The organism is Paenibacillus sp. BJ-4, from assembly GCF_020404765.1.
In the GTDB taxonomy this organism is placed as follows: Bacteria; Bacillota; Bacilli; order Paenibacillales; family Paenibacillaceae; genus Paenibacillus.
This window is the reverse complement of record NZ_JAIVEM010000045.1, coordinates 1-20,414: the sequence shown is the minus strand read 5'-3', so window position 1 is coordinate 20,414 and position 20,414 is coordinate 1. Positions and strand designations below refer to the sequence as shown.

Below are 20,414 nucleotides of genomic sequence, written 5' to 3'. Positions count from 1 at the left end.
AATGATTAATGTAGTTCTATGTGGGGGGAACGGGACGCGTCTCTGGCCAATCTCAAGAGCAGGATATCCAAAACAATTTAATAAATTGGTATCTGAGCGTTCTTTATTTCAATTAACTGTTGAGCGTAATCGCAGTTTATGTGATGAAACGATTATTGTTTCAAATGAGGCACAATATTTTTTGGCACAAGATCATTTAGAAGAGATTAACTTTAGAGAAACTAGGTTCGTGCTTGAGCCGATAGGTAGGAATACTGCTCCAGCTATTGCACTTGCCTGCTTGGCGGCTAATGAAGACGATTTACTTTTAATTACTCCATCCGATCATATTGTAAAAAATAAAGATGAGTATAATCGTTGTATAGAGATTGCTAAATATATGGCGGAGCAGGGGGATATAGTGACTTTCGGTATAACGCCAGATTATCCTGAGACTGGATATGGCTATATTGAATCAGAGGGAACCAAAGTGATTTCATTTAAAGAAAAGCCCGACCTTACACTCGCTAAAAGATATGTACAGCTAGGCAATTATTATTGGAATAGTGGTATTTTCTTGTTAAAGTCCGGAGTGTTTTTGCGGGAATTGGAAACTTATGCCCCTAAGATCTATATTGCTGCTATTAATGCATTCCAAAATTCACATAAAAATCAAAATTTATGTAGAATTCGTATGGTGGATATGAATCATATACCATCAGATAGTATAGATTACGCGGTAATAGAGCAAAGTGATATCGTTAAAGTCGTCCCATCCGATATTGGTTGGTCCGATCTAGGAAGTTTTGAATCATTATATGATGAATTACCGAAGGACGCGAACGATAACACTATATCTGATCAGCATATAGGGATAGACTCTTCGCAAAATTTAATACTTTCGAGTGATAGAACAATTGCAACCGTGGATGTAGATAATCTAATTATTGTGGATACCCCTGACGCTCTACTAATTTCTCAAAAAGGCTCATCACAAAAGGTCAAGCAGATTGTCGATGAGTTAAAAAAGAGGAGTTCTAGTATAAGTGAAAGTCATAATAAGATATATAGACCTTGGGGCACATACACCGAGTTAGAATATTCAACAAACTATAGAATAAAGAAGCTAGTAATAAAGTCAGGGAAAAAACTAAGTGATGAGAAGCTATTTCAAGGCGGACGATTTTGGATAGTAGTTAGTGGAACAGCATTAATAAAGGTGAACGGAAGGGGATCAAAGCTTCATACAAATGAATCTATTTTTATTCGAGCTGACGAAGAGTACTCAGTTGAAAATAGGGAGGGTATAGATTTACATTTAGTAGAGGTACAAATTGATGAATTCTCGAGCAATTTACCAGGTAGTGTAGGAGCTGAATGTAAACGATGAAAAGGCTGTTGCATATAAAGCAAGTACGCATTCCATTAGAGTATATACTTTGTGCAATTGTATGTTTTGTTAGCATGTGGTATGTGTTGCGTTTAAATTTGTTTGACATTTATATTCCGTATGTATACACGGGTGACGGCTTATCAACAAATCTGTTCATTAAAGGCATGATAGATAATGGCTGGTATAATTTTAATCCTTATGTGGGAGCTCCTTTTGGATTGGAGATGTATGATTACCCTTTAGGAGGGGATAATTTTCAGTATTTAGTGATGAAATTATTATCCTTATTTAATTCTGATTCCATTTGGGTAATGAATGTATATTATTTGATAACTTTCCCGTTATGTATGATCTCGGCGCACATGGTTTTCCGTAATTTCAAGGTTCCTATTTCATTTTCTATTACCTTTAGTCTTCTCTATGCTTTTCTTCCCTATCATATTTTGAGAACTGGGCACTTATTTTTGTTAGGATATTATATGATTCCATTGATGGTAATGGTTATAATGTGGTTAGCTCATCAAGATGATTTTCTATTAGTTAAGTCAAGAGAGAATCCAAAAACTGAGGGATACAGAATCAATGTCAACAAGAAATTATTCGCTTCTTTTATAATTTGTGCTCTAATTGGCGCGACTGGAGCCTATTATGCTTTCTTTTCTTGCTTTTTTTTGGCTGTCGTTGGAATTGTACAATGGATATTCGAGAAGAACGCTGCAAAGTTTTTTAAATCTTTATTTTTGGTTTTAATCATTGTATTTTCATTAGCAGTTAACATTTCGCCGAGTTTGTATTATAAACTTAATAATCCTAGTCAAGACAGTATCTCAAGCAGGGACTTTGAATCGGCTGAAATATATGGACTTAAAATATCTCAACTGCTTTTGCCTACTACAAATCACAATATAGAGTGGATTAGAGATAAAAAAAATGAGTATAACAGTAAGGCGCCTCTTGTAAATGAAAATGATACAGCTTCACTAGGGGTGATCGGCTCATTTGGATTCTTGATGCTCTTAATAGTGATGATTTTTCTGAAAATGCGTCCCGATCTGAATAATCAGTATGTCAGAACTCTCTCGATCATGAATGTATGCGCTTTGTTATTGGGTACAATTGGTGGGTTTGGAGTATTATTTGCAGCTTTAATATCTGCTCAAATAAGAAGTTATAATAGACTAAGTATTTTTATTGCGTTTTTTTCTTTACTATATTTAGCACTAAGCACAAAGTTAATAATTAAAAAATTTAAGCTTAATAATTATGTTGTTTTTCTGATTGCGTTGATTGTCGCTTTTGTTGGAATGTTTGATCAGTCCTCACATCCGTTAGTATCATCTAAAATAGTTGCACAAAAGTACAATCAGGACGCAGAATTTATTCATCATATTAGAGAATTAGTGCCTTCAAAATCTATGATTTTTCAGGTTCCATATGTGTCTTTTCCAGAAGGTGAAAAACTCAACAATATGGGCAATTATGATTTATTGAAAGGCTATATTCACTCTCACGACCTATACTGGAGCTTTGGGAACATGAAATCAAGCTTTGGGGATAGGTGGATGAAAGCGTTGGTGAAAAGGCCCATAAATGAGGCAATAAACATTATAAGCTATACTGGTTACACAGGAATCTACATCGATAGAAACGGGTATACTCCTGATTATTTGAAGCAGTTAGAAGCTACTCTTAAAAACTTAACCGGTAAGGATCCAATTGAAAGTTATGATAAAACGTCAGCATTCTACGATCTCAGAAGCTATTCTGAAAAGTTAAAGTCGAAGTTAACAGATAGCCAGTGGGAAAAGAAAAAAAATGAGTATTTATCTAGAATAAATTATGGTAAAGAAATAACAATTCAGGGTCAAGAAAATTGGAGTTTACTTCAGAATAAACAAGGGTATAAAGTGCTTCAAACCGACCAAATCAAATATTTACCTATGGAACAGCAAGAAATAGAAGTAATAAACTCTAAGGGTGAAAAATTAACTTTTAATGATGATTTTTTAGCTTCTAATCAGTTTTCTAACAGACATTGGGAACATCCAAATCACTTTTTGATATCAGTAAGTAATGCTGCGTCTGGTTGGAATGATTCATATTCGCCTACCGATAAAGAGATAAGCGAATTTTTCTCTCGAAATAAATACTATATATATTATACGCCAAATAGTAAGCAGCTTTCGTTTGATGAACAAAGCCATTCATAGTTAGTTTACTAAATACAATTTCAGACTTGGGCCACATCTCATAAAGGCACGAAAACATGGAAAGGTTCTTATTCCTATAAAACAACTAAAAATAATAACCAATTTGATCTATTATGTGATACTGACTTTCGGGCTTTTAATCCTTATTAAATTTAAATTGACGAATAGTTGGCTTTCTTAATTATAAGACTAAGAAAGTTAAGTTTATTACCGTTTTTTTTACTATTTCCTGTCTAGGGTATCTATTTTTCATTGGGGTAACCGTAGTTGAATCAAGTTCGGATATCCATTGTTATTAGTTTTTTCTTTTCGTGTTGTCATTCTTATTGGACTATCCAACAGGAAGAATTGACTGGTTAAGTTTATAAATGTGTTGATGGGGAGGGGCAAATGAGTAGTTCATCATATGAGTACACAAGTCAATTGATAAAAATTAGTGAATTAGGCGATGAAAGAGGTATGCTTGCTGTTATTGAAGAACATAAGGATTTACCTTTTGAGATTAAAAGAGTCTTTTATATTTATGGAACAAAACACGATATTAGACGTGGTTTTCATGCTCATTATAAAACACGGCAAGCTTTAGTAGCTGTAGCAGGTAGTTGTAAAGTATACCTAGATAATGCCAAAAGAAAAACGGATGTATTATTAGATAATCCTGCTAAGGTACTAATATTAGAACCTAATGACTGGCATGAAATGTATGATTTTTCTTCTGATTGTGTACTTTTGGTGCTTGCATCCCATCTATATGATGCAGAGGACTATATCAGAGACTATTCTGTGTTTTTAGAGGTGTATGATTCATGAAAAATTATTTTGCTCATGAAATGGCAATAGTAGAGACCAATAAAATAGGTGATAATACACGAATCTGGGCTTTTGCTCATGTTTTACCTGGTGCTGTAGTAGGGGATAATTGTAATATTAATGATCATACATTTATTGAGAATGATGTGACTATAGGTAACAATGTTACAATTAAATCTGGGGTGTATATATGGGACGGTGTTCGAATAAAAGATAATGTGTTTATTGGCCCTAATGTAACATTTACGAATGATATGAAGCCGCGCTCCAAACAGTATCCAGATAAATTTCTAAACACATTTTTGGAAGAGGGCTGCTCTATTGGAGCCAACGCTACAATTATAGCTGGTAATAGAATTGGGAAATATGCTATGGTGGGTGCAGGTTCGGTCGTAACTTCTGATATCCCAAATAATACCTTATTCTATGGAAACCCGGCAAGATTTCACGGGTATATTTGTAATTGTGGAGAAAATTTAAATGAAGTTTATTATTGCTCTAAATGTGATTCTCAGTATCACTTATTTAATGGAGAAATTTCAATAAACATACAAAGTGAGTGAATATCATGATACCTTTCCTAGATCTGAAAAAAATAAATTTACAACACGAAGTAGCTATTTTGGAAAGCATGAAGAAAGTTCTGCATTCCGGGTGGTATATTTTGGGAGAAGAGGTTAAAGCATTTGAACGGGATTTCAGCGACTATTGTGGGACCGAATATTGCGTTGGGGTAGCTAATGGACTTGACGCATTAGAATTAATTATACGTGCTTATGATATTGGTCCAGAAGATGAAGTTATTGTACCTTCGAATACCTATATTGCATCGATTCTTTCTATTTCTGCTAATAGGGCTATTCCAGTTTTGGTTGAACCTAATCTTAAGACATATAATATTGACCCCGATAGAATTGAGGAATCAATTACTGATAGAACGAAAGCGATATTAGTCGTTCATTTATATGGGCAGATATGTAACATGAAACCTATTCGTACCTTAGCAGAAAAATACAATTTGAAAATTATTGAAGATTGCGCTCAATCACATGGTGCAATTTATGACGGTATTCGTGCTGGAAATTTAGGCGATGCAGCCGCATTCAGTTTTTATCCAGGGAAAAATTTGGGTGCTTTAGGTGATGCGGGAGCAATAACAACAAATGATAAAGAACTTTACAAAAAATTATACGCACTTCGTAATTATGGCTCTGAGAAAAAATATGAAAATATCGTAAAAGGTTATAATAGTCGCTTGGATGAATTTCAGGCCCCTATACTTCGAGAAAAATTAAAGTATTTAGATCGCGACAATCAATTGAGAAGAGAGATTGCATTATATTATTTGAATAATATTCACAATCCTCATATTACTTTGCCTCAGGTTGAAGAAAAAGAACTGTCTCATGTTTGGCATGTTTTTGTTGTGAGAGTTAAAAATAGGAATAATTTCGCTGATTTCCTAAAAAACAAAGAAATTCAAACTATGATCCATTATCCTATTCCACCGCATCAACAACAAGCTTATAGTGAATGGGGAAGTTCAAGTTTTCCTATCTCTGAGAAAATCCACTCTGAGGTTATAAGCATTCCGTTAAGTCCAGTTATGACTATGGAAGATGCAAAGTATGTTGTGGAGGCTATTAATGACTACAAACCCGATTAAATTTTCTATCGTAGTTCCTGTATACTTTAATGAGTTAAATATACCTTATACGATTCCTAGACTGACTGATTTACAAAAGCACTTGATTGGCTGTGATTTAGAATTTATTTTTGTTGATGATGGTTCCAAAGATGATTCTTTGAGGTTATTATTGGAGGCTAGAGAGAAAGATTCTAGAATAAAAGTTATCAAGCTAAGCAGAAATTTCGGCTCGATGTCTGCCATACAAGCTGGTTTGAACTATGCTTCGGGTGATTGTGTAGGTATTATTGCAGCAGATTTGCAGGATCCGCCAGAGCTATTCAAAGAAATGATTCAGCATTGGAAATCTGGTAAAAAAGTTGTTTTGGCAACAAGAGAAGATAGAGAGGAGTCTTTCTCGCAAAAGCTTTTTTCCAATACGTATTATTACCTTCTGGAGAAGCTGGCTTTAAAAGATTATCCTAAAGGCGGTTTTGACTTTTTACTAGTTGATAAACAAGTGGTAAGTGAAGTTTTACACATAAGAGAAAAAAACACAAACATTATGAGTCTGATTTACTGGCTTGGCCATGAGAGAGAAATGGTTTCTTATGTGAGACGGGAAAGAAAATTGGGAACGTCTAAATGGACGTTATCTAAAAAGGTTAAGTTATTTGTTGACTCATTTGTTAGCTTCTCATATGCGCCTATTCGTTTTATGTCAGCAATAGGTTTTGTTACTGCTGTTTTAAGTTTTTTATATGGTGTTTTTATAATTATCAACGCGCTTGTGGGATTGATCGAACTTCAAGGTTGGACTACAATTATTGCACTGATTACATTTTTATTAGGTATCATTATGATTATGCTCGGCATAATTGGAGAGTACCTATGGAGGATTCTTGATGAAAGTAGAGAGCGCCCTGCATATATTGTGGATGAAACTTACGAATAAAGAGTTTCTTAAATTTCTAATTAGCGGGGGATTAAATACACTGGCAACCTATGGTATTTATTTAGCTCTTATTGACTTCGTTGATTATAAGATTTCTTATAGCATTTCATATGTTTGCGGAATAGTTATATCATTTTTTTTAAATGCTTTGTTTGTTTTTAAGCAAAAGGTTTCTTTAAGGAGCTTTATCAAATATCCAATTGTATATATTGTACAGTATTTGATTAACTTGTTACTGCTGTTTGCCTTGGTTAGAATTTTTCACATACCAGAAATTTTTGTTCCGTTAATAGTTACTATTGTTACCATTCCAATTACTTTTGTTTTATCGAGATTAATTATTAGAACGAATTAATGGAGGTTTTATTATGAAAGGGATAATTCTTGCGGGAGGTACAGGCTCACGTCTTTACCCTTTAACCAAAGTCACAAATAAGCATTTATTACCCGTTGGTAAGTACCCAATGATTTTTCATTCTGTATTCAAGCTCAAGCAAGCTGAGATAAAGGATATTCTTATCGTTACAGGTAAAGAGCATATGGGAGATGTCGTTAACCTTCTTGGTAGCGGTCGTGAAATGGGTGTAACATTCACTTATAAAGTTCAGGATGAAGCAGGCGGGATCGCACAAGCCCTTGATCTCGCTGAACAATTTGTTGGTGATGATCAAATGGTTGTTATTTTGGGCGATAATGTATTTCAAGATGACATTGCACCATTTGTGGATAATTTCCGTAACCAAATTACGGGGGCGAAGATCCTTCTTCAGCAGGTTCAAGATCCACACCGTTTTGGAGTGGCCGAGCTTCAAAAAGAACGGATTGTATCTATTGAAGAAAAACCTAAAGATCCCAAAAGTAATTACGCTGTAACAGGTATTTATATGTTCGATCAAAGTGTGTTTGAAATTGTAAAAACGCTTGAACCTTCAGCTCGTGGAGAACTTGAGATAACTGACGTTAACAATGCATATATTGCTAATGGAACATTGACATATGATATTCTTCAAGGATGGTGGACGGATGCTGGAACTCACCCATCTCTTGCACGTGCTAATGAATTAGCCAAGGATATCGTGTTTGGTGAAGAGTTTGGAAAGCTAAAGCTTTAAAGTAAAGGGAGGATGCGGACGAATGAAGGTAATCCCTTTGAAACTGGAAGGTGCGAAAATCATTGAACCTGTTGTTCATGGTGATCATCGTGGCTTTTTTATGGAGAGTTACAATGAACAAATCATGAAGCAGCACGGAACCAACTATGCTTTTATTCAGGATAATCAGTCCTTATCTGCAGAAGCCAGCGTGATCCGAGGGTTGCATTACCAGCTTAATCCTAAAGCCCAGACCAAACTCATTCGAGTGCTTTCTGGAGCCATTTATGATGTTATTGTAGATATTCGAAAAAGTTCTCCAACATTCGGTCAATGGGTTGGGGTGATCTTAAGTGAACACAATAAGCGTCAATTACTGGTTCCTAAAGGATTTGCTCACGGATTCTGCACGCTCGTGCCAAATACTCAGGTGTTTTATAAGGTCGACGAGTACTATTCACCTGAAAATGATCGTGGTATTCTTTGGAATGACCCTGCACTGGGGATTGATTGGCCCACTTCCCATGCAATCCTTTCGGAAAAGGATCAGAAGCAACCGGCGCTGGCTGAAGCAGATATTAATTTCGAATAGATTACTGACAAGTAAAGCTAGGCACAATTTATAAAATGGGCGGCATTTCCTTGTTCTTTGTTGGCTTTGAGGCATATTCTGTATGTATTAGTGAGAGTTTTAGGAGGACTGTATGAAACTTCTTGTCACCGGCGGTGCCGGATTTATTGGCAGTAACTTTGTATTGTATATGTTAAAACAGCATCCAGATTACGAAATTGTGAATATCGATGCGCTTACGTATGCAGGTAATCTGGAAAATTTGAAATCCATCGAAAATCATCCCAATCATACCTTCGTGAAAGCAGATATTACTGACGCGCAAGCGATTGACCAGTTGATGCAGCAGGGGATTGATGTGGTGGTGAATTTTGCGGCAGAGTCGCATGTGGATCGGAGTATTTTGGAGCCGGAAGTGTTTGTGAAAACAAACGTATTTGGTACACAGGTACTGTTGGACGCAGCCAAGAAACATAATGTGACCAAGTTTGTACAGGTATCGACAGATGAGGTGTACGGATCTCTGGGTGAAACAGGTTTGTTTACGGAGGAAACTCCGCTGCAGCCTAATAGTCCTTACTCTGCTTCCAAGGCAGGTGGCGATCTGCTGGTTCGTGCATATCATGAAACCTTTGGTCTACCTGTGAATATCACGCGTTGTTCCAATAACTATGGTCCGTACCAGTTTCCAGAAAAGCTGATTCCACTGATGATCTCGCGTGCGTTGAGTGATCAGCAGCTACCTGTATACGGGGATGGCCTGAACATCCGTGATTGGTTGTATGTAGAGGATCATTGCAGCGCAATTGATCTGGTCATTCATCAGGGTAAACTGGGTGAAGTATACAATATCGGTGGAAATAATGAGCGGACAAATGTGCATATCGTCAAAACGGTATTGGAGGAGCTGGGCAAGCCAGAATCTCTGATTTCGTATGTGCAGGATCGTCCAGGTCATGACCGCCGTTATGGCATTGATCCAACAAAGACCATGAATGAGCTGGGCTGGAAGCCAAAGCACTCTTTTGAAACAGGCATTAAAGAAACGATCCGTTGGTACTTGGACAACAAAGAATGGTGGACTCGCATTCAATCCGGCGAGTATCAGCAATATTATGCAAAGCAGTACGGTTCCCGCTTGGGGGATGCGTAAGATGAAGGTACTGGTTACTGGAGCATCCGGTCAACTTGGCAAAGATGTAGTAAAGGTTTTTCAGGAGCAAGGGCATGATGTCCTTGGTTACGATCGGGAACAATTGGATATCACGGATTTGCAGCAGACTGTGAATATTGTAGGGCAATATCAACCTGATGCAGTAATCCACTGTGCAGCGTATACGGCTGTGGATGCTGCGGAGACCGATGTAGACGGGGCTTATCAAGTCAACGCTGCAGGCACACGTAATGTGGCACTGGCTGTGGAAAAGGTTGGAGCCAAGCTGGTTTATATCAGCACGGATTACGTGTTCGATGGAATAGCGGAGCAGCCCTATCATGAGTATGACAATACAAATCCGCAGAGTATTTACGGAAAGTCTAAGCGGGCCGGGGAGATACTGGCCCAAACACTTTCCTCCAGATATTTTATTGTTCGTACTTCTTGGGTATATGGATTGCACGGGAACAATTTTGTGAAAACGATGCTGAAGCTTGGACAGGAAAAGCCGCACCTTCAGGTCGTAAACGATCAGAAGGGCTCGCCTACCTATACGGTGGATTTGGCTCGTTTTTTAGCGGAATTGGTTCAAACCGAGAAGTATGGCGTATATCACGCGTCCAACAGCGGTACTTGCACCTGGTACGAGTTTACGCAAGCGATTTTTCAGGATGCGGCAGAACTATTAGGTGCTAAGATGACAGCGAAACTGGACCCATGTAGTACGGAACAATTCCCTAGGCCCGCAGCACGTCCGTGTAATTCGGTTATGGAGCATATTGCGATCCGAACCAATGGGTTGAATGATTTACGCGATTGGCGTGAAGGATTGCAGGATTTTTTAAAAGAGTATCTGGAAAGTTCCAGTAAATAGAGGTAGACTATATATCTGCAGCGATCTCCCATCATGTTATGATTGGGAGATTTTATTATGTAGAGACATAAAGGGATTATTTCTTCGGCTGAAATACATTTGGCAGTCCCCCTTCTATAGACAGTCGCGGTTAGACAACTGGATTTATAAGTTGGTTTTCTTGTTGGGGAAGTTATAGAGGTATGGAAAGAAAAAATATTGAAACTTTTTTCCATATATAAGCGTCAAATAGTCAAAGGTGCAAATGAATACTAGATAAAATACCATCGAATGCATGTTCCTTTATGGAAAAATATAGTATAATTGAGAGGCGCAACCGATATAGGCTGGCAAGGGCGGTCGGCTAACTCTCCCGAGGAGGGGGGTGAAGCCTGTGACAGTGTTTGAGGCGCTCAGTTTAATGCTGACGTTCGGGGCGTTAATCGTCACACTGTTAGAGTTTAACAAACGAAAATAGACCGCCCCCGCAAGGAAGGGTCTATTTTCGGCCTGATTGTTCCAAAACCGCCCGCTCTTGGGAGCGTCGGTTGCGCAGGGGCTGGCTGGCACCAGCCCTTTTTCCATGTATATCTTACCACGATGATTTTTAGACCTCAACTGTGTAAGGTTACAAGTTATGTGCTTTTTTGCGCCCCGTGGTCTGCGGGGTATGCTATAATAGTCGATAGTAGAATAGATTACTGAATTTGTCAGGAGCGTTTTAAATATGGATGTAAGCATACTGGTCGTCAACTATAATACATGCCGTTTGACGCTGGATTGTTTGCAGTCGGTGTATGCGTCAAAAACGCAATATCGATATGAAGTGATTGTCATCGACAATCATTCCAGTGACGGGTCTGTTGAGGCTATCCGTGCTGCATACCCGGAGATCATGTTGATAGCTAATGAGGATAATACAGGTTTTGCCAAGGCAAACAATCAGGGAATAGAAGTGGCCAGCGGACGCTATGTATTGCTTTTGAATTCCGATACGCTGGTGCAGCCGGACACACTGGATACGATGATTCAGTTTATGGATACGCACCCGGACATCGGAGCTGCGGGCTGCAAGGTCATCTTGCCAGATGGTTCACTAGACAAGGCATGTAAACGTGGGTTTCCAACACCGTCTGCGTCTTTTTACTACGCTTTCGGCTGGTCGAAGCGTTACCCAGATAATCCGAAGTACAACCAATACCAGCTTGGGCATCTAAGCCCGGATAATGAGTACCCTGTAGATGTACTGGTTGGAGCTTTTATGCTGGTGCGTCGCGAGACTATTGAGCAGGTTGGCGGTTTGGACGAAACCTTTTTTATGTATGGTGAGGACATTGACTGGTGTTACCGGATTAAGCAAGCAGGGTGGGGCATTTACTACTACCCGCGCACATATATTGTTCATATCAAAGGGGGAAGTGCTCGCCGTCGTCCTTTGAAAATTATTTATGAGTTTCATAGAGCTATGTGGGTATTTCACCGCAAGCATTACAAACAGCAGTACAGCTGGATCACCAACATGGCTGTCTACGCGGGGATTACGGTGAAATTTGGAATAGCCTTTTTGAAAAATAAACTGTCTGCACCGGCCAAACCGGACAGCGGCGAACAATCTCGTACTGAGGTGAAAGCATGATACGCAGAAATCAACGTTTTTTAACCCAATTGTATATTGTGGCGGATTTCTCTGTCATTCAGTTATCTTTCTTGATTGCTTGGTTCTTTAAGTTTGAAAGTGAATGGATTACCTATCAAGAGCCGCTTCCTATTCAAGTATATGGAGGCTGGAGTTTAATCTACGGTCTGATTGCCGTGGTGCTGGGTATGTTGTTCTCGCTCTATTCGCCCAAACGCAAAAAGCGATTTGCAGACGACGTATTTCGCGTCACCCAGATCCACATTGTTGGTCTGTTTGTATTACTGAGTGTCATGTTTTTCGTAAAGCAAATCGATATTTCGCGTTCCTATCTAGCGATCTATATGGTTGGAAATGTGCTGCTGATTTTGTTTTATCGATATTTTTTGAAGCAGATTCTTAAAGTGCTCCGTCAAAAAGGGTACAATAAGCAATTCATGCTCATTCTCGGGGCAGGCTCTCTGGGCCAACGGTTTTATCATAATCTTGGACAGTATCCTGATTTGGGATATGAAGTGGTGGGATTTCTGGATGATAAACGTCACTGGAGTGAAGAGGAAGAAGCGCATTTTCGCCCGATTCTTGGCGGATTAAATCAATTGGAGGCAACGCTGTCGCACCTGATGATTGACGAGGTTATTCTGGCTCTACCGCTGGATGCCCATGATAAGTACCCTAAAATTATCAACATGTGTGAAAAGGCCGGGGTACGCACACTGATTATTCCCGACTTTTTCGACTATTTGCCTGCTCGGCCTTATTTTGATAACTTTGCAGGCATGCCAATGATCAATGTACGGGATATTCCGCTGGATGTGGCGGGGAACCGATTATTTAAGCGTCTGTTCGATATTTTATTCTCTTTATTCGCTATTGTTCTGACCTCTCCGATTATGCTGGCAGTGGCGATTGGTGTGAAGGTCACATCAAGAGGTCCCATCATTTTTAAGCAGGAGCGCGTAGGTTTGAATCGTCGTACCTTCCGAATGTACAAATTCCGCTCCATGAAGGTGCTGCCGCTTGGGACTGAAGATACAGGGTGGACGACTGCTAATGATCCACGGCGCACGCGTTTTGGTTCCTTCATTCGAAAAACGAGCCTCGACGAGCTGCCACAGTTTTTCAACGTGTTGTTGGGAGATATGAGTGTCGTTGGTCCCCGTCCGGAACGACCGTATTATGTGGATCAGTTCCGTGAGGAAATTCCAAAATATATGGTAAAGCATCATGTTCGTCCTGGAATTACAGGCTGGGCACAGAGCAATGGGTTGCGTGGGGATACGTCCATTGAGGAACGGATCAAGCATGACATTTTCTACATTGAGAATTGGTCGCTCTTATTCGATATTAAAATTATTTTCCGCACGATTCGCAACGGCTTCAAAAACGCGTATTAATCCAGAGTCACCCTTCGGTTCAGCCGGAGGGTGTTTTTGTGTCTGGAAATTGTTTTGAGTAGGTGTATGCAGGGTATTGACCTGTACGAAAAGGATGTGACACCCTATGAAACGACTGATTGCTGCGGTCATTCTTTTAATGTTGATTGGCGCGTTTTTATTGGCTTACAAAGGAAAATCTACAGAGGAACATGCCGGCTTTACCACTCACCGTGTGATTTCTCATGCCATGGGAGCCGTCGATGGTTTGGCTTATACCAATGCGCGTGAAGCATTTGTGGAAAATTATAAAAAAGGCAGCCGCGTATTTGAGATCGATCTGATGTTTACTTCGGATGGGCATTTGGTGGCGCGCCATGAATGGACAGAATCTTTTACAGAGCAATTGCAGCAGGAGCACGTAGTTGCTACAGAGCAAGGGGGAAAGCCTTGGAGCTACGAGCAATTCAAGAACACCCCCATACACGGCTCCTATTCCCCGGTGGACTGGAGGGATGTATTGGACTTATTGGAATTATATCCAGATGCCTATGTCGTGACGGATACGAAGGAGCAGGACCCTGCTCAAATAAAACAGCTATTCGCGCAACTGACCCGTCAGGCACAGGAGAAAAATCCTAACCTTCTATCTCGTATTGTCCCTCAAATTTACAATGAAGAAATGCTGCGAACACTACGAAGTATTTATCCCTATCCATCCATTATTTATACGCTTTATGCCACAGAAGATACGGACGACCAGATCATTCGATTTGTGCAAAGAAACCATATAACAGCAGTGACTTTACCAGAAAATCGGGTGAGTGGTCCTCTAGTGGAAAGCTTGCGTCAGGCGGGGGCAGTATGCTACGTGAATACCATTAATGAATTGAAGGCAGCCGCAGAGTACGAACAGATGGGTGTACGTGGATTCTATACTGATGTTTTAACGGAGAAAGAACTAAGTAAACGCAGTTGGTTGTACGTGTTACAGCCCTGAAATGCATGAACGGAGTGTTCCCATCTAATACGAACATTGACACCTTCTGAGCACTGTCATAGACTTAGCATAGAACGCTTTTGGATATCGAATTCGGTTCGTCCGGATCATGACAAAAGCAAAGGATGCTGGAGGAATGTGTGTTGGTAGATTCAATTCAATCATGGAGACATGTTTTTAAGCTTGATCCTGACAAGGAACTGGACGATAAGGCGCTGGATGCCGTGTGTATGTCTGGTACGGACGCTATTATGGTAGGAGGTTCCTCGGGCATAACTTATGAAAATACGGTGGATTTACTGTCACGGGTTCGGCGTTATGAGGTGCCATGTGTACTTGAGGTGTCCGATCTGGAGGCTGTCGTGCCAGGGTTTGATCTATATATGATTCCCATGGTACTGAATACCATGGACAGTAATTGGATCTTAGGGCAGCACCAGCGTGCAATTGAGCAGTTTGGTTATATGATTCCTTGGGATTCGCTTGTGACAGAAGGATATATTGTTTTGAACGCTGATTCTACGGTCGCTAAACTTACCGGAGCCGATACTTCGCTGAGTGCTTCATCGGCTGTCTCCTATGCGCAGATTGCTGACAAGCTCATGCATCTGCCAATTGTTTATGTGGAATATAGCGGTACCTTTGGGGATATGGAGCTGGTACAAAAAATACATCGCAGCACAGAGCGCTCTCGTGTCCTATACGGAGGAGGTATCGTGGATAAATCTACCGCGTTACAAGCGGCTGCCGTTTGTGACACCATTATAGTAGGGAACATCATTTACCGTGACTTGGCGAAAGCGCTAGAGACGGTGGCTGTGAAATTGAAAGTATAGAATGTTTATTTTATCGAAGCTCGGAGAAAGGAGCATGCATGCATGCAATCAATAGATATACACGAGGCTGTAGCCCGCCTAAATCCTCCTCAGCGTCAGGCCGTAGAGGTGGTAGATGGTCCGTTGCTGATTATGGCTGGCGCAGGCAGTGGCAAGACAAGGGTGCTCACGCACCGAATAGCCTACCTTATCGCGACCCGCAAGACGGCTCCATGGGGGATTTTGGCGATTACCTTTACGAACAAAGCCGCGCGTGAGATGCAGGATCGCGTATCCAAGCTGATTGGCCCGCAGGGAAGAGATGTGTGGGTATCCACTTTCCACTCGATGTGTGTGCGTATTTTGCGTCGGGATATTGAGCGGATCGGATTCACCTCCAATTTCAGCATTTTGGATTCCACGGATCAATTGTCTGTCATTCGGAGCTGCATGAAGGATCTGAATATAGATACCAAAAAATTTGAACCCAAAGCGGTTCAATCTATGATGAGCACGGCTAAAAATGAACTGGTCACTCCTGAAATGTATGAGCGCAAGATTGGCGATTATTTTGAGGGAATTGTGGCGAAGGTATATACCAAGTACCAACAACGGCTCAAAAGTAACAACTCTCTTGATTTTGATGATTTGATCATGGCAACGATTCAGCTCTTTAAAGAAGTGCCTGAAGTGCTGGATTTTTACCAAAAGAAATTTCAATACATTCATGTCGATGAATACCAGGATACCAACCGTGCGCAGTACATGCTATGCAAAATGCTGGCTGATAAGCATCATCGGATTTGTGTAGTAGGTGACAGTGACCAATCCATCTACCGATGGCGGGGTGCGGATATCAGCAATATTTTGAACTTTGAAGAGGACTATCCGGAAGCGCGTACCATTTTGCTGGAGCAGAACTATCGGTCAACCTCGAACATACTGAACGCAGCGAATGAGGTTATTGCGCAAAATACAGGCCGCAAGCCGAAAAAACTATGGACCGACAAAGAAGGCGGAGCCAAGATTAAAGTTTACCGTGCTGACTCGGAGCATGATGAGGGCTACTTTATCGCCTCGGAAATTCATAAGAATATTAAAGCGGGCAAAACCTATAGCCATCATGCCATTTTGTACCGTACCAATGCCCAGTCTCGGGTCGTCGAGGAAATTTTGATCAAATCGGACATACCGTACCAGATCGTTGGCGGGATCAAGTTCTATGATCGTAAAGAGATTAAGGACTTGCTGGCCTATCTGCGTCTGCTTTCCAATCCTGACGACGATATCAGCTTGATGAGAATCATTAACGTGCCAAAACGAAGCATCGGAGATACGACGGTTGGTAAATTGCAGGCAGCCGCAGCGGAGCGTGGAGTTTCGATCTTCCGCGTGCTGCAAGTGGTAGATGATTTGGGCTTTGCTGGCCGTACCCGCAATGCGCTGGTCGAGTTTTACGATATGATCGAAGGTTTAAGTCGGATGGTGGACTATCTGTCGGTCACGGAGTTAACTGAAAAAATGCTGGAAACCACCCAGTACCGGCTGGAGCTGCAAAACGAGAATACCCTCGAATCACGCTCACGTCTGGAAAATATTGATGAGTTTCTGTCGGTAACAATGGAGTTTGAGAAAGGTGCGGAGGACAAATCGCTGGTCTCCTTCCTGACCGACCTTGCTCTTATCGCAGATATCGATTCCATGAATGACGATGAAGACGAGCAAAGTGATGCCGTTGTATTGATGACCATGCACAGTGCAAAAGGTTTGGAGTTTCCAATTGTATTTATTGTCGGTATGGAGGAGGGAGTATTTCCTCACAGCAGGGCTTTCCTGGATAATGAAGAGCTTGAGGAAGAACGCAGATTGGCGTATGTCGGCATTACCCGTGCAGAGGAGCAACTGTTCCTTACATGCGCACAAATGCGTACTCTGTTTGGTCGTACCACTGCTAATCCGCCGTCGCGCTTTCTGGAAGAAATTCCGGACGAGTTAAAAGAGGATACGATCATCAAACAGGATCGCTACCGTCGTTCAGGCAATATAGGGGGCTCTTATGGCGGGCGTGGACTGGGTAAAAGTAGTGGTAGTAACTTTGGAGGAGAGCGTTCCTTTGATTCGATGAGTCGTAGTGGTTCGACTGCCTCCGCGTCGTCGCGTGTTACTGTAACGACATCTTCATCGCCCAAGCCTTCCCCGGCAGCTTCGACAGGGGGGCCTTCTATTTTTGCTGCTGGAGACAAGGTACAGCATGGCAAGTGGGGAGTGGGAACCATTGTGGCTGTCAAAGGAACGGGCAATGATATGGAGCTTCAGATCGCCTTCCCGGCTCCGGTCGGGGTTAAACGACTGCTGGCTGGCTTTGCACCTATCACAAAAGTAGAATAGATTTTAACATCAATAAATCTCGAGCCTCACAGCGGCAGAATGGCCTAGGCTTCTGCCCTGATGAAGTTCCCGGAGGGATACGCCTGCATGAACCCAATGCACAGGATGGAGCAGCTTGTTGCTGAGCTGAACACATATAACTATCATTATTACACACTGGATGAGCCCATGGTCAGCGACAAAGAATATGATGTGCTTTATGACGAGCTGGTAGCGCTTGAACAGGCGAGCGGACTGGTGTTGCCAGATTCGCCAACACAGCGCGTAGGTGGGGAATTGCTTAAGGGATTCACGCCGCATCGTCATCTGGCCCCGTTATGGAGCCTGGATAAAGCACAGAATATGGAGCAGCTGCGTACATGGAACGCGCGTGTCGTTAAGCTGGTCAATGATTACAATACCAAGAACCCGGAGCAGCCTCTGCCTTCTCCAAGCTATGCGATAGAACTTAAATTCGATGGGCTAACGTTGAATTTGACTTATACGGATGGAAAGCTGGTGCAGGCTTCTACCCGTGGCAATGGCGTTGTGGGTGAAGGGATACTGGCACAGGTAAAGACCATTAAATCCGTGCCGCTTACGATTCCTTTTCAGGATGGAACCATTGAAGTTCAGGGAGAAGGCATAATGAATCTGTCTGTGCTGGCGAAATATAATGAGACCGCTGTGGACCCTCTTAAAAACGCACGTAATGCCGCAGCTGGCGCTTTGCGTAATTTAAATCCCAAAGTGACAGCAGAGCGGCGACTGAATGCGTTTTTCTACAATGTAGGATTTGCGGACCGTATCCAGTTTGATAGCCACCAGGAGATGATGGCCTTCCTGCGTGACAATCACTTTAAGGTGAACCCATATCTGACTTACTTTGATAATTTTGATGATGCGATGGAGCAACTGGCTGAGATTGAAGAGTCTCGTGCCCGTTTGGATTATCTCATTGATGGGGCTGTATTGAAAATTACAGATATGCGCACACGCGAGGCTCTTGGGTATACCGATAAATTTCCACGTTGGGCAGTGGCATATAAATTCGAAGCAGAGGAAACCACCACGGTGCTCAACTCGGTCGAGTGGAATGTAGGTCGAACTGGTAAAATTACACCGCTGGCAAGGGTGGAGCCGGTGGAGCTGGCGGGAGTCACTGTACAAAATTGCACATTGAACAATGCCGGTGATATCGAGCGCAAGAATTTGAAATTCGCTTTGGGGACACGTGTGTTTATCCGTCGCTCCAATGATGTCATTCCCGAGATATTGGGAAAGGTAACATCTGAGAACGACGGGGAGGAAATTGTCGTACCCGATCATTGTCCGGCCTGCGGTTTCCCATTGCAGCAGCGAGGGGCCCATTTGTTCTGCGATAATAAGCTGGGGTGCAAACCTCAGATTGTGGCCCGCATTTCCCATTTTGCATCGCGTGATGCCATGGATATTGAAACATTCAGCGACAAAACAGCGATCCAGTTGCATGACGAACTGGAAGTACGCGAGCCTGCGGATTTGTATACACTCCAATATGACGATCTAGTAAAGCTGGAGCGGTTTGGTGAGAAAAAAGCCAATAACCTTCTAGCAGCACTTGAGAAAAGTAAAGAAAGAGATCTGGCTTCCTTCCTTTACGCACTGGGTATACCGAATACCGGTAAAGCGACAACACGTATGCTGTCAGAACATTATCGTGATTTGCATAAGGTCATGTCCGCTACCGTGGAAGAACTGATAGAACTACCGGATGTGGGCGGGATTGTAGCTGAAAGTATTGTTGCGTTCTTCGCAGATCCATTTACTCAGGCGGGGATTGAAAAGATGCTATCGCTCGGAGTGAAGGCTCAAGCTCCTGAAGCTCCACAGCAAAAGAAGACAGACAGCTTCTTCAGTGGCAAAACGGTTGTGCTCACAGGTACCTTGCATCAGCTTACCCGTGACGAAGCAGCTTCCAGGCTGGAGGCGCTGGGTGCCAAGGTGGCTGGATCTGTATCGAAAAAGACGGATCTAGTCATAGCTGGTGAAAAGGCTGGCAGTAAACTGGCCAAGGCCCAACAACTCGGAATCGAAACTATAGAAGATGAGGACGAATTCATCAGATTGCTGGAGCAAGAATAATAGTTTGTAATGTGCGCAGCCACTCCGTCTAAGGACGGGGTGGCTGTTTTGTTAGTCATTGTTCAGTGGTAGGTATATAAAACTAAAAAAATATTTTTAAAAAATGCTTGCTTAATAGCTTTAATCATGTTATATTATTAGACGTTGCTTTGAGAGCAGCTTTCCTTAAAGCAAAGGTTGCTGAAAAGAAAATCAAAAAAAGATTTGACAAGAAAGCGACGAACATGATATGATCTAATTCCTGGCTCGTTAAATAGACGAGAACAGACAAGTTCTTTGAAAACTGAACAAATGGATGATGAAAATAAAGATTTCTTCTTTTATAAAGAAGAATCGCTAGCATTAAAAATGAGCTAATCGCTCTTTCTATAACCAACTTCGGTTGGTCTTTATTGGAGAGTTTGATCCTGGCTCAGGACGAACGCTGGCGGCGTGCCTAATACATGCAAGT

The 20,414-nt window shown here is 41.6% G+C and carries 18 protein-coding genes and 1 rRNA gene; all 19 read left to right on the top strand.

Annotated features, from left to right (window positions below; all coding sequences use genetic code 11):
- Nucleotide 1 precedes the first annotated feature (1 nt).
- Entirely contained in the window at nt 2–1,369 is a 1,368-nt protein-coding gene (locus LCF57_RS09470; protein ID WP_226000460.1) for a mannose-1-phosphate guanylyltransferase/mannose-6-phosphate isomerase, read from the top strand.
- Nucleotides 1,366–3,582: a hypothetical protein gene (locus tag LCF57_RS09465; protein WP_226000459.1), complete on the top strand. Its 2,217-nt coding sequence runs from the start codon at nt 1,366–1,368 to the stop codon at nt 3,580–3,582. Before LCF57_RS09470 ends, LCF57_RS09465 begins: the two co-directional genes overlap by 4 nt.
- A gap of 390 nt (nt 3,583–3,972) precedes the next feature.
- Nucleotides 3,973–4,392 (top strand): sugar 3,4-ketoisomerase, encoded by a 420-nt coding sequence (locus tag LCF57_RS09460; protein WP_226000458.1) that lies wholly within the window; start codon nt 3,973–3,975, stop codon nt 4,390–4,392.
- Entirely contained in the window at nt 4,389–4,955 is a 567-nt protein-coding gene (locus LCF57_RS09455) for an acyltransferase (RefSeq protein ID WP_025720503.1), read from the top strand. Before LCF57_RS09460 ends, LCF57_RS09455 begins: the two co-directional genes overlap by 4 nt.
- Nucleotides 4,956–4,960: 5 nt before the next feature.
- Entirely contained in the window at nt 4,961–6,058 is a 1,098-nt protein-coding gene (locus LCF57_RS09450; protein ID WP_226000521.1) for a DegT/DnrJ/EryC1/StrS family aminotransferase, read from the top strand.
- Nucleotides 6,039–6,974, top strand: a complete 936-nt coding sequence (locus LCF57_RS09445; RefSeq protein WP_226000457.1) for a glycosyltransferase family 2 protein — start codon at nt 6,039–6,041, stop codon at nt 6,972–6,974. The genes LCF57_RS09450 and LCF57_RS09445 overlap by 20 nt, the downstream gene beginning before the upstream one ends.
- Complete coding sequence (locus tag LCF57_RS09440) at nt 6,958–7,329, top strand: GtrA family protein (RefSeq protein ID WP_226000456.1); 372 nt, start codon at nt 6,958–6,960, stop codon at nt 7,327–7,329. Before LCF57_RS09445 ends, LCF57_RS09440 begins: the two co-directional genes overlap by 17 nt.
- Nucleotides 7,330–7,342: 13 nt before the next feature.
- Entirely contained in the window at nt 7,343–8,086 is a 744-nt protein-coding gene (locus LCF57_RS09435; RefSeq protein WP_226000455.1) for a sugar phosphate nucleotidyltransferase, read from the top strand.
- A 22-nt stretch (nt 8,087–8,108) separates the two neighbouring features.
- On the top strand, nt 8,109–8,657 hold the full coding sequence (gene rfbC / locus LCF57_RS09430; RefSeq protein ID WP_226000454.1) for a dTDP-4-dehydrorhamnose 3,5-epimerase: 549 nt from the start codon (nt 8,109–8,111) through the stop codon (nt 8,655–8,657).
- 112 nt (nt 8,658–8,769) lie between these two features.
- Nucleotides 8,770–9,789, top strand: a complete 1,020-nt coding sequence (rfbB, locus tag LCF57_RS09425) for a dTDP-glucose 4,6-dehydratase (RefSeq protein WP_068497099.1) — start codon at nt 8,770–8,772, stop codon at nt 9,787–9,789.
- Nucleotide 9,790: 1 nt separating this feature from the next.
- Complete coding sequence (gene rfbD / locus LCF57_RS09420; RefSeq protein WP_226000453.1) at nt 9,791–10,666, top strand: dTDP-4-dehydrorhamnose reductase; 876 nt, start codon at nt 9,791–9,793, stop codon at nt 10,664–10,666.
- A 364-nt stretch (nt 10,667–11,030) separates the two neighbouring features.
- A complete protein-coding gene (locus LCF57_RS28140; RefSeq protein WP_219727884.1) occupies nt 11,031–11,123 on the top strand; it encodes a putative holin-like toxin in 93 nt (30 codons plus the stop codon).
- A gap of 249 nt (nt 11,124–11,372) precedes the next feature.
- Nucleotides 11,373–12,281, top strand: coding sequence for a glycosyltransferase family 2 protein (locus tag LCF57_RS09405; RefSeq protein ID WP_226000452.1), 909 nt, complete (start codon nt 11,373–11,375; stop codon nt 12,279–12,281).
- Nucleotides 12,278–13,678 carry an undecaprenyl-phosphate glucose phosphotransferase gene (locus LCF57_RS09400; RefSeq protein ID WP_226000451.1) on the top strand — a complete coding sequence of 467 codons (1,401 nt, stop codon included), beginning with the start codon at nt 12,278–12,280 and terminating at the stop codon, nt 13,676–13,678. The genes LCF57_RS09405 and LCF57_RS09400 overlap by 4 nt, the downstream gene beginning before the upstream one ends.
- Before the next feature lie 106 nt (nt 13,679–13,784).
- Nucleotides 13,785–14,657, top strand: a complete 873-nt coding sequence (locus LCF57_RS09395; protein WP_226000450.1) for a phosphatidylinositol-specific phospholipase C/glycerophosphodiester phosphodiesterase family protein — start codon at nt 13,785–13,787, stop codon at nt 14,655–14,657.
- A 125-nt stretch (nt 14,658–14,782) separates the two neighbouring features.
- Nucleotides 14,783–15,493, top strand: a complete 711-nt coding sequence (locus LCF57_RS09390) for a heptaprenylglyceryl phosphate synthase (protein WP_226000449.1) — start codon at nt 14,783–14,785, stop codon at nt 15,491–15,493.
- 42 nt (nt 15,494–15,535) lie between these two features.
- On the top strand, nt 15,536–17,860 hold the full coding sequence (gene pcrA, locus LCF57_RS09385; protein ID WP_226000448.1) for a DNA helicase PcrA: 2,325 nt from the start codon (nt 15,536–15,538) through the stop codon (nt 17,858–17,860).
- 87 nt (nt 17,861–17,947) lie between these two features.
- Nucleotides 17,948–19,963, top strand: a complete 2,016-nt coding sequence (gene ligA / locus LCF57_RS09380; RefSeq protein ID WP_226000447.1) for an NAD-dependent DNA ligase LigA — start codon at nt 17,948–17,950, stop codon at nt 19,961–19,963.
- A gap of 389 nt (nt 19,964–20,352) precedes the next feature.
- Nucleotides 20,353–20,414 (top strand): 16S ribosomal RNA (locus LCF57_RS09375); the annotation flags it as partial.

Excerpts from the sequence above, each read along its gene's own strand:
- rfbC (WP_226000454.1), top strand. The coding sequence starts at position 8,109 with ATGAAGGTAATCCCTTTGAAACTGGAAGGTGCGAAAATCATTGAACCT.
- rfbD (WP_226000453.1), top strand. The coding sequence starts at position 9,791 with ATGAAGGTACTGGTTACTGGAGCATCCGGTCAACTTGGCAAAGATGTA.
- LCF57_RS09395 (WP_226000450.1), top strand. The coding sequence starts at position 13,785 with ATGAAACGACTGATTGCTGCGGTCATTCTTTTAATGTTGATTGGCGCG.
- LCF57_RS09465 (WP_226000459.1), top strand. The coding sequence starts at position 1,366 with ATGAAAAGGCTGTTGCATATAAAGCAAGTACGCATTCCATTAGAGTAT.
- LCF57_RS09460 (WP_226000458.1), top strand. The coding sequence starts at position 3,973 with ATGAGTAGTTCATCATATGAGTACACAAGTCAATTGATAAAAATTAGT.
- LCF57_RS09390 (WP_226000449.1), top strand. The coding sequence starts at position 14,783 with ATGCTGGAGGAATGTGTGTTGGTAGATTCAATTCAATCATGGAGACAT.
- pcrA (WP_226000448.1), top strand. The coding sequence starts at position 15,536 with ATGCAATCAATAGATATACACGAGGCTGTAGCCCGCCTAAATCCTCCT.
- LCF57_RS09450 (WP_226000521.1), top strand. The coding sequence starts at position 4,961 with ATGATACCTTTCCTAGATCTGAAAAAAATAAATTTACAACACGAAGTA.
- ligA (WP_226000447.1), top strand. The coding sequence starts at position 17,948 with ATGAACCCAATGCACAGGATGGAGCAGCTTGTTGCTGAGCTGAACACA.
- LCF57_RS09435 (WP_226000455.1), top strand. The coding sequence starts at position 7,343 with ATGAAAGGGATAATTCTTGCGGGAGGTACAGGCTCACGTCTTTACCCT.
- LCF57_RS09405 (WP_226000452.1), top strand. The coding sequence starts at position 11,373 with ATGGATGTAAGCATACTGGTCGTCAACTATAATACATGCCGTTTGACG.
- rfbB (WP_068497099.1), top strand. The coding sequence starts at position 8,770 with ATGAAACTTCTTGTCACCGGCGGTGCCGGATTTATTGGCAGTAACTTT.
- LCF57_RS09400 (WP_226000451.1), top strand. The coding sequence starts at position 12,278 with ATGATACGCAGAAATCAACGTTTTTTAACCCAATTGTATATTGTGGCG.
- LCF57_RS09445 (WP_226000457.1), top strand. The coding sequence starts at position 6,039 with ATGACTACAAACCCGATTAAATTTTCTATCGTAGTTCCTGTATACTTT.
- LCF57_RS09440 (WP_226000456.1), top strand. The coding sequence starts at position 6,958 with ATGAAACTTACGAATAAAGAGTTTCTTAAATTTCTAATTAGCGGGGGA.
- LCF57_RS09470 (WP_226000460.1), top strand. The coding sequence starts at position 2 with ATGATTAATGTAGTTCTATGTGGGGGGAACGGGACGCGTCTCTGGCCA.
- LCF57_RS09455 (WP_025720503.1), top strand. The coding sequence starts at position 4,389 with ATGAAAAATTATTTTGCTCATGAAATGGCAATAGTAGAGACCAATAAA.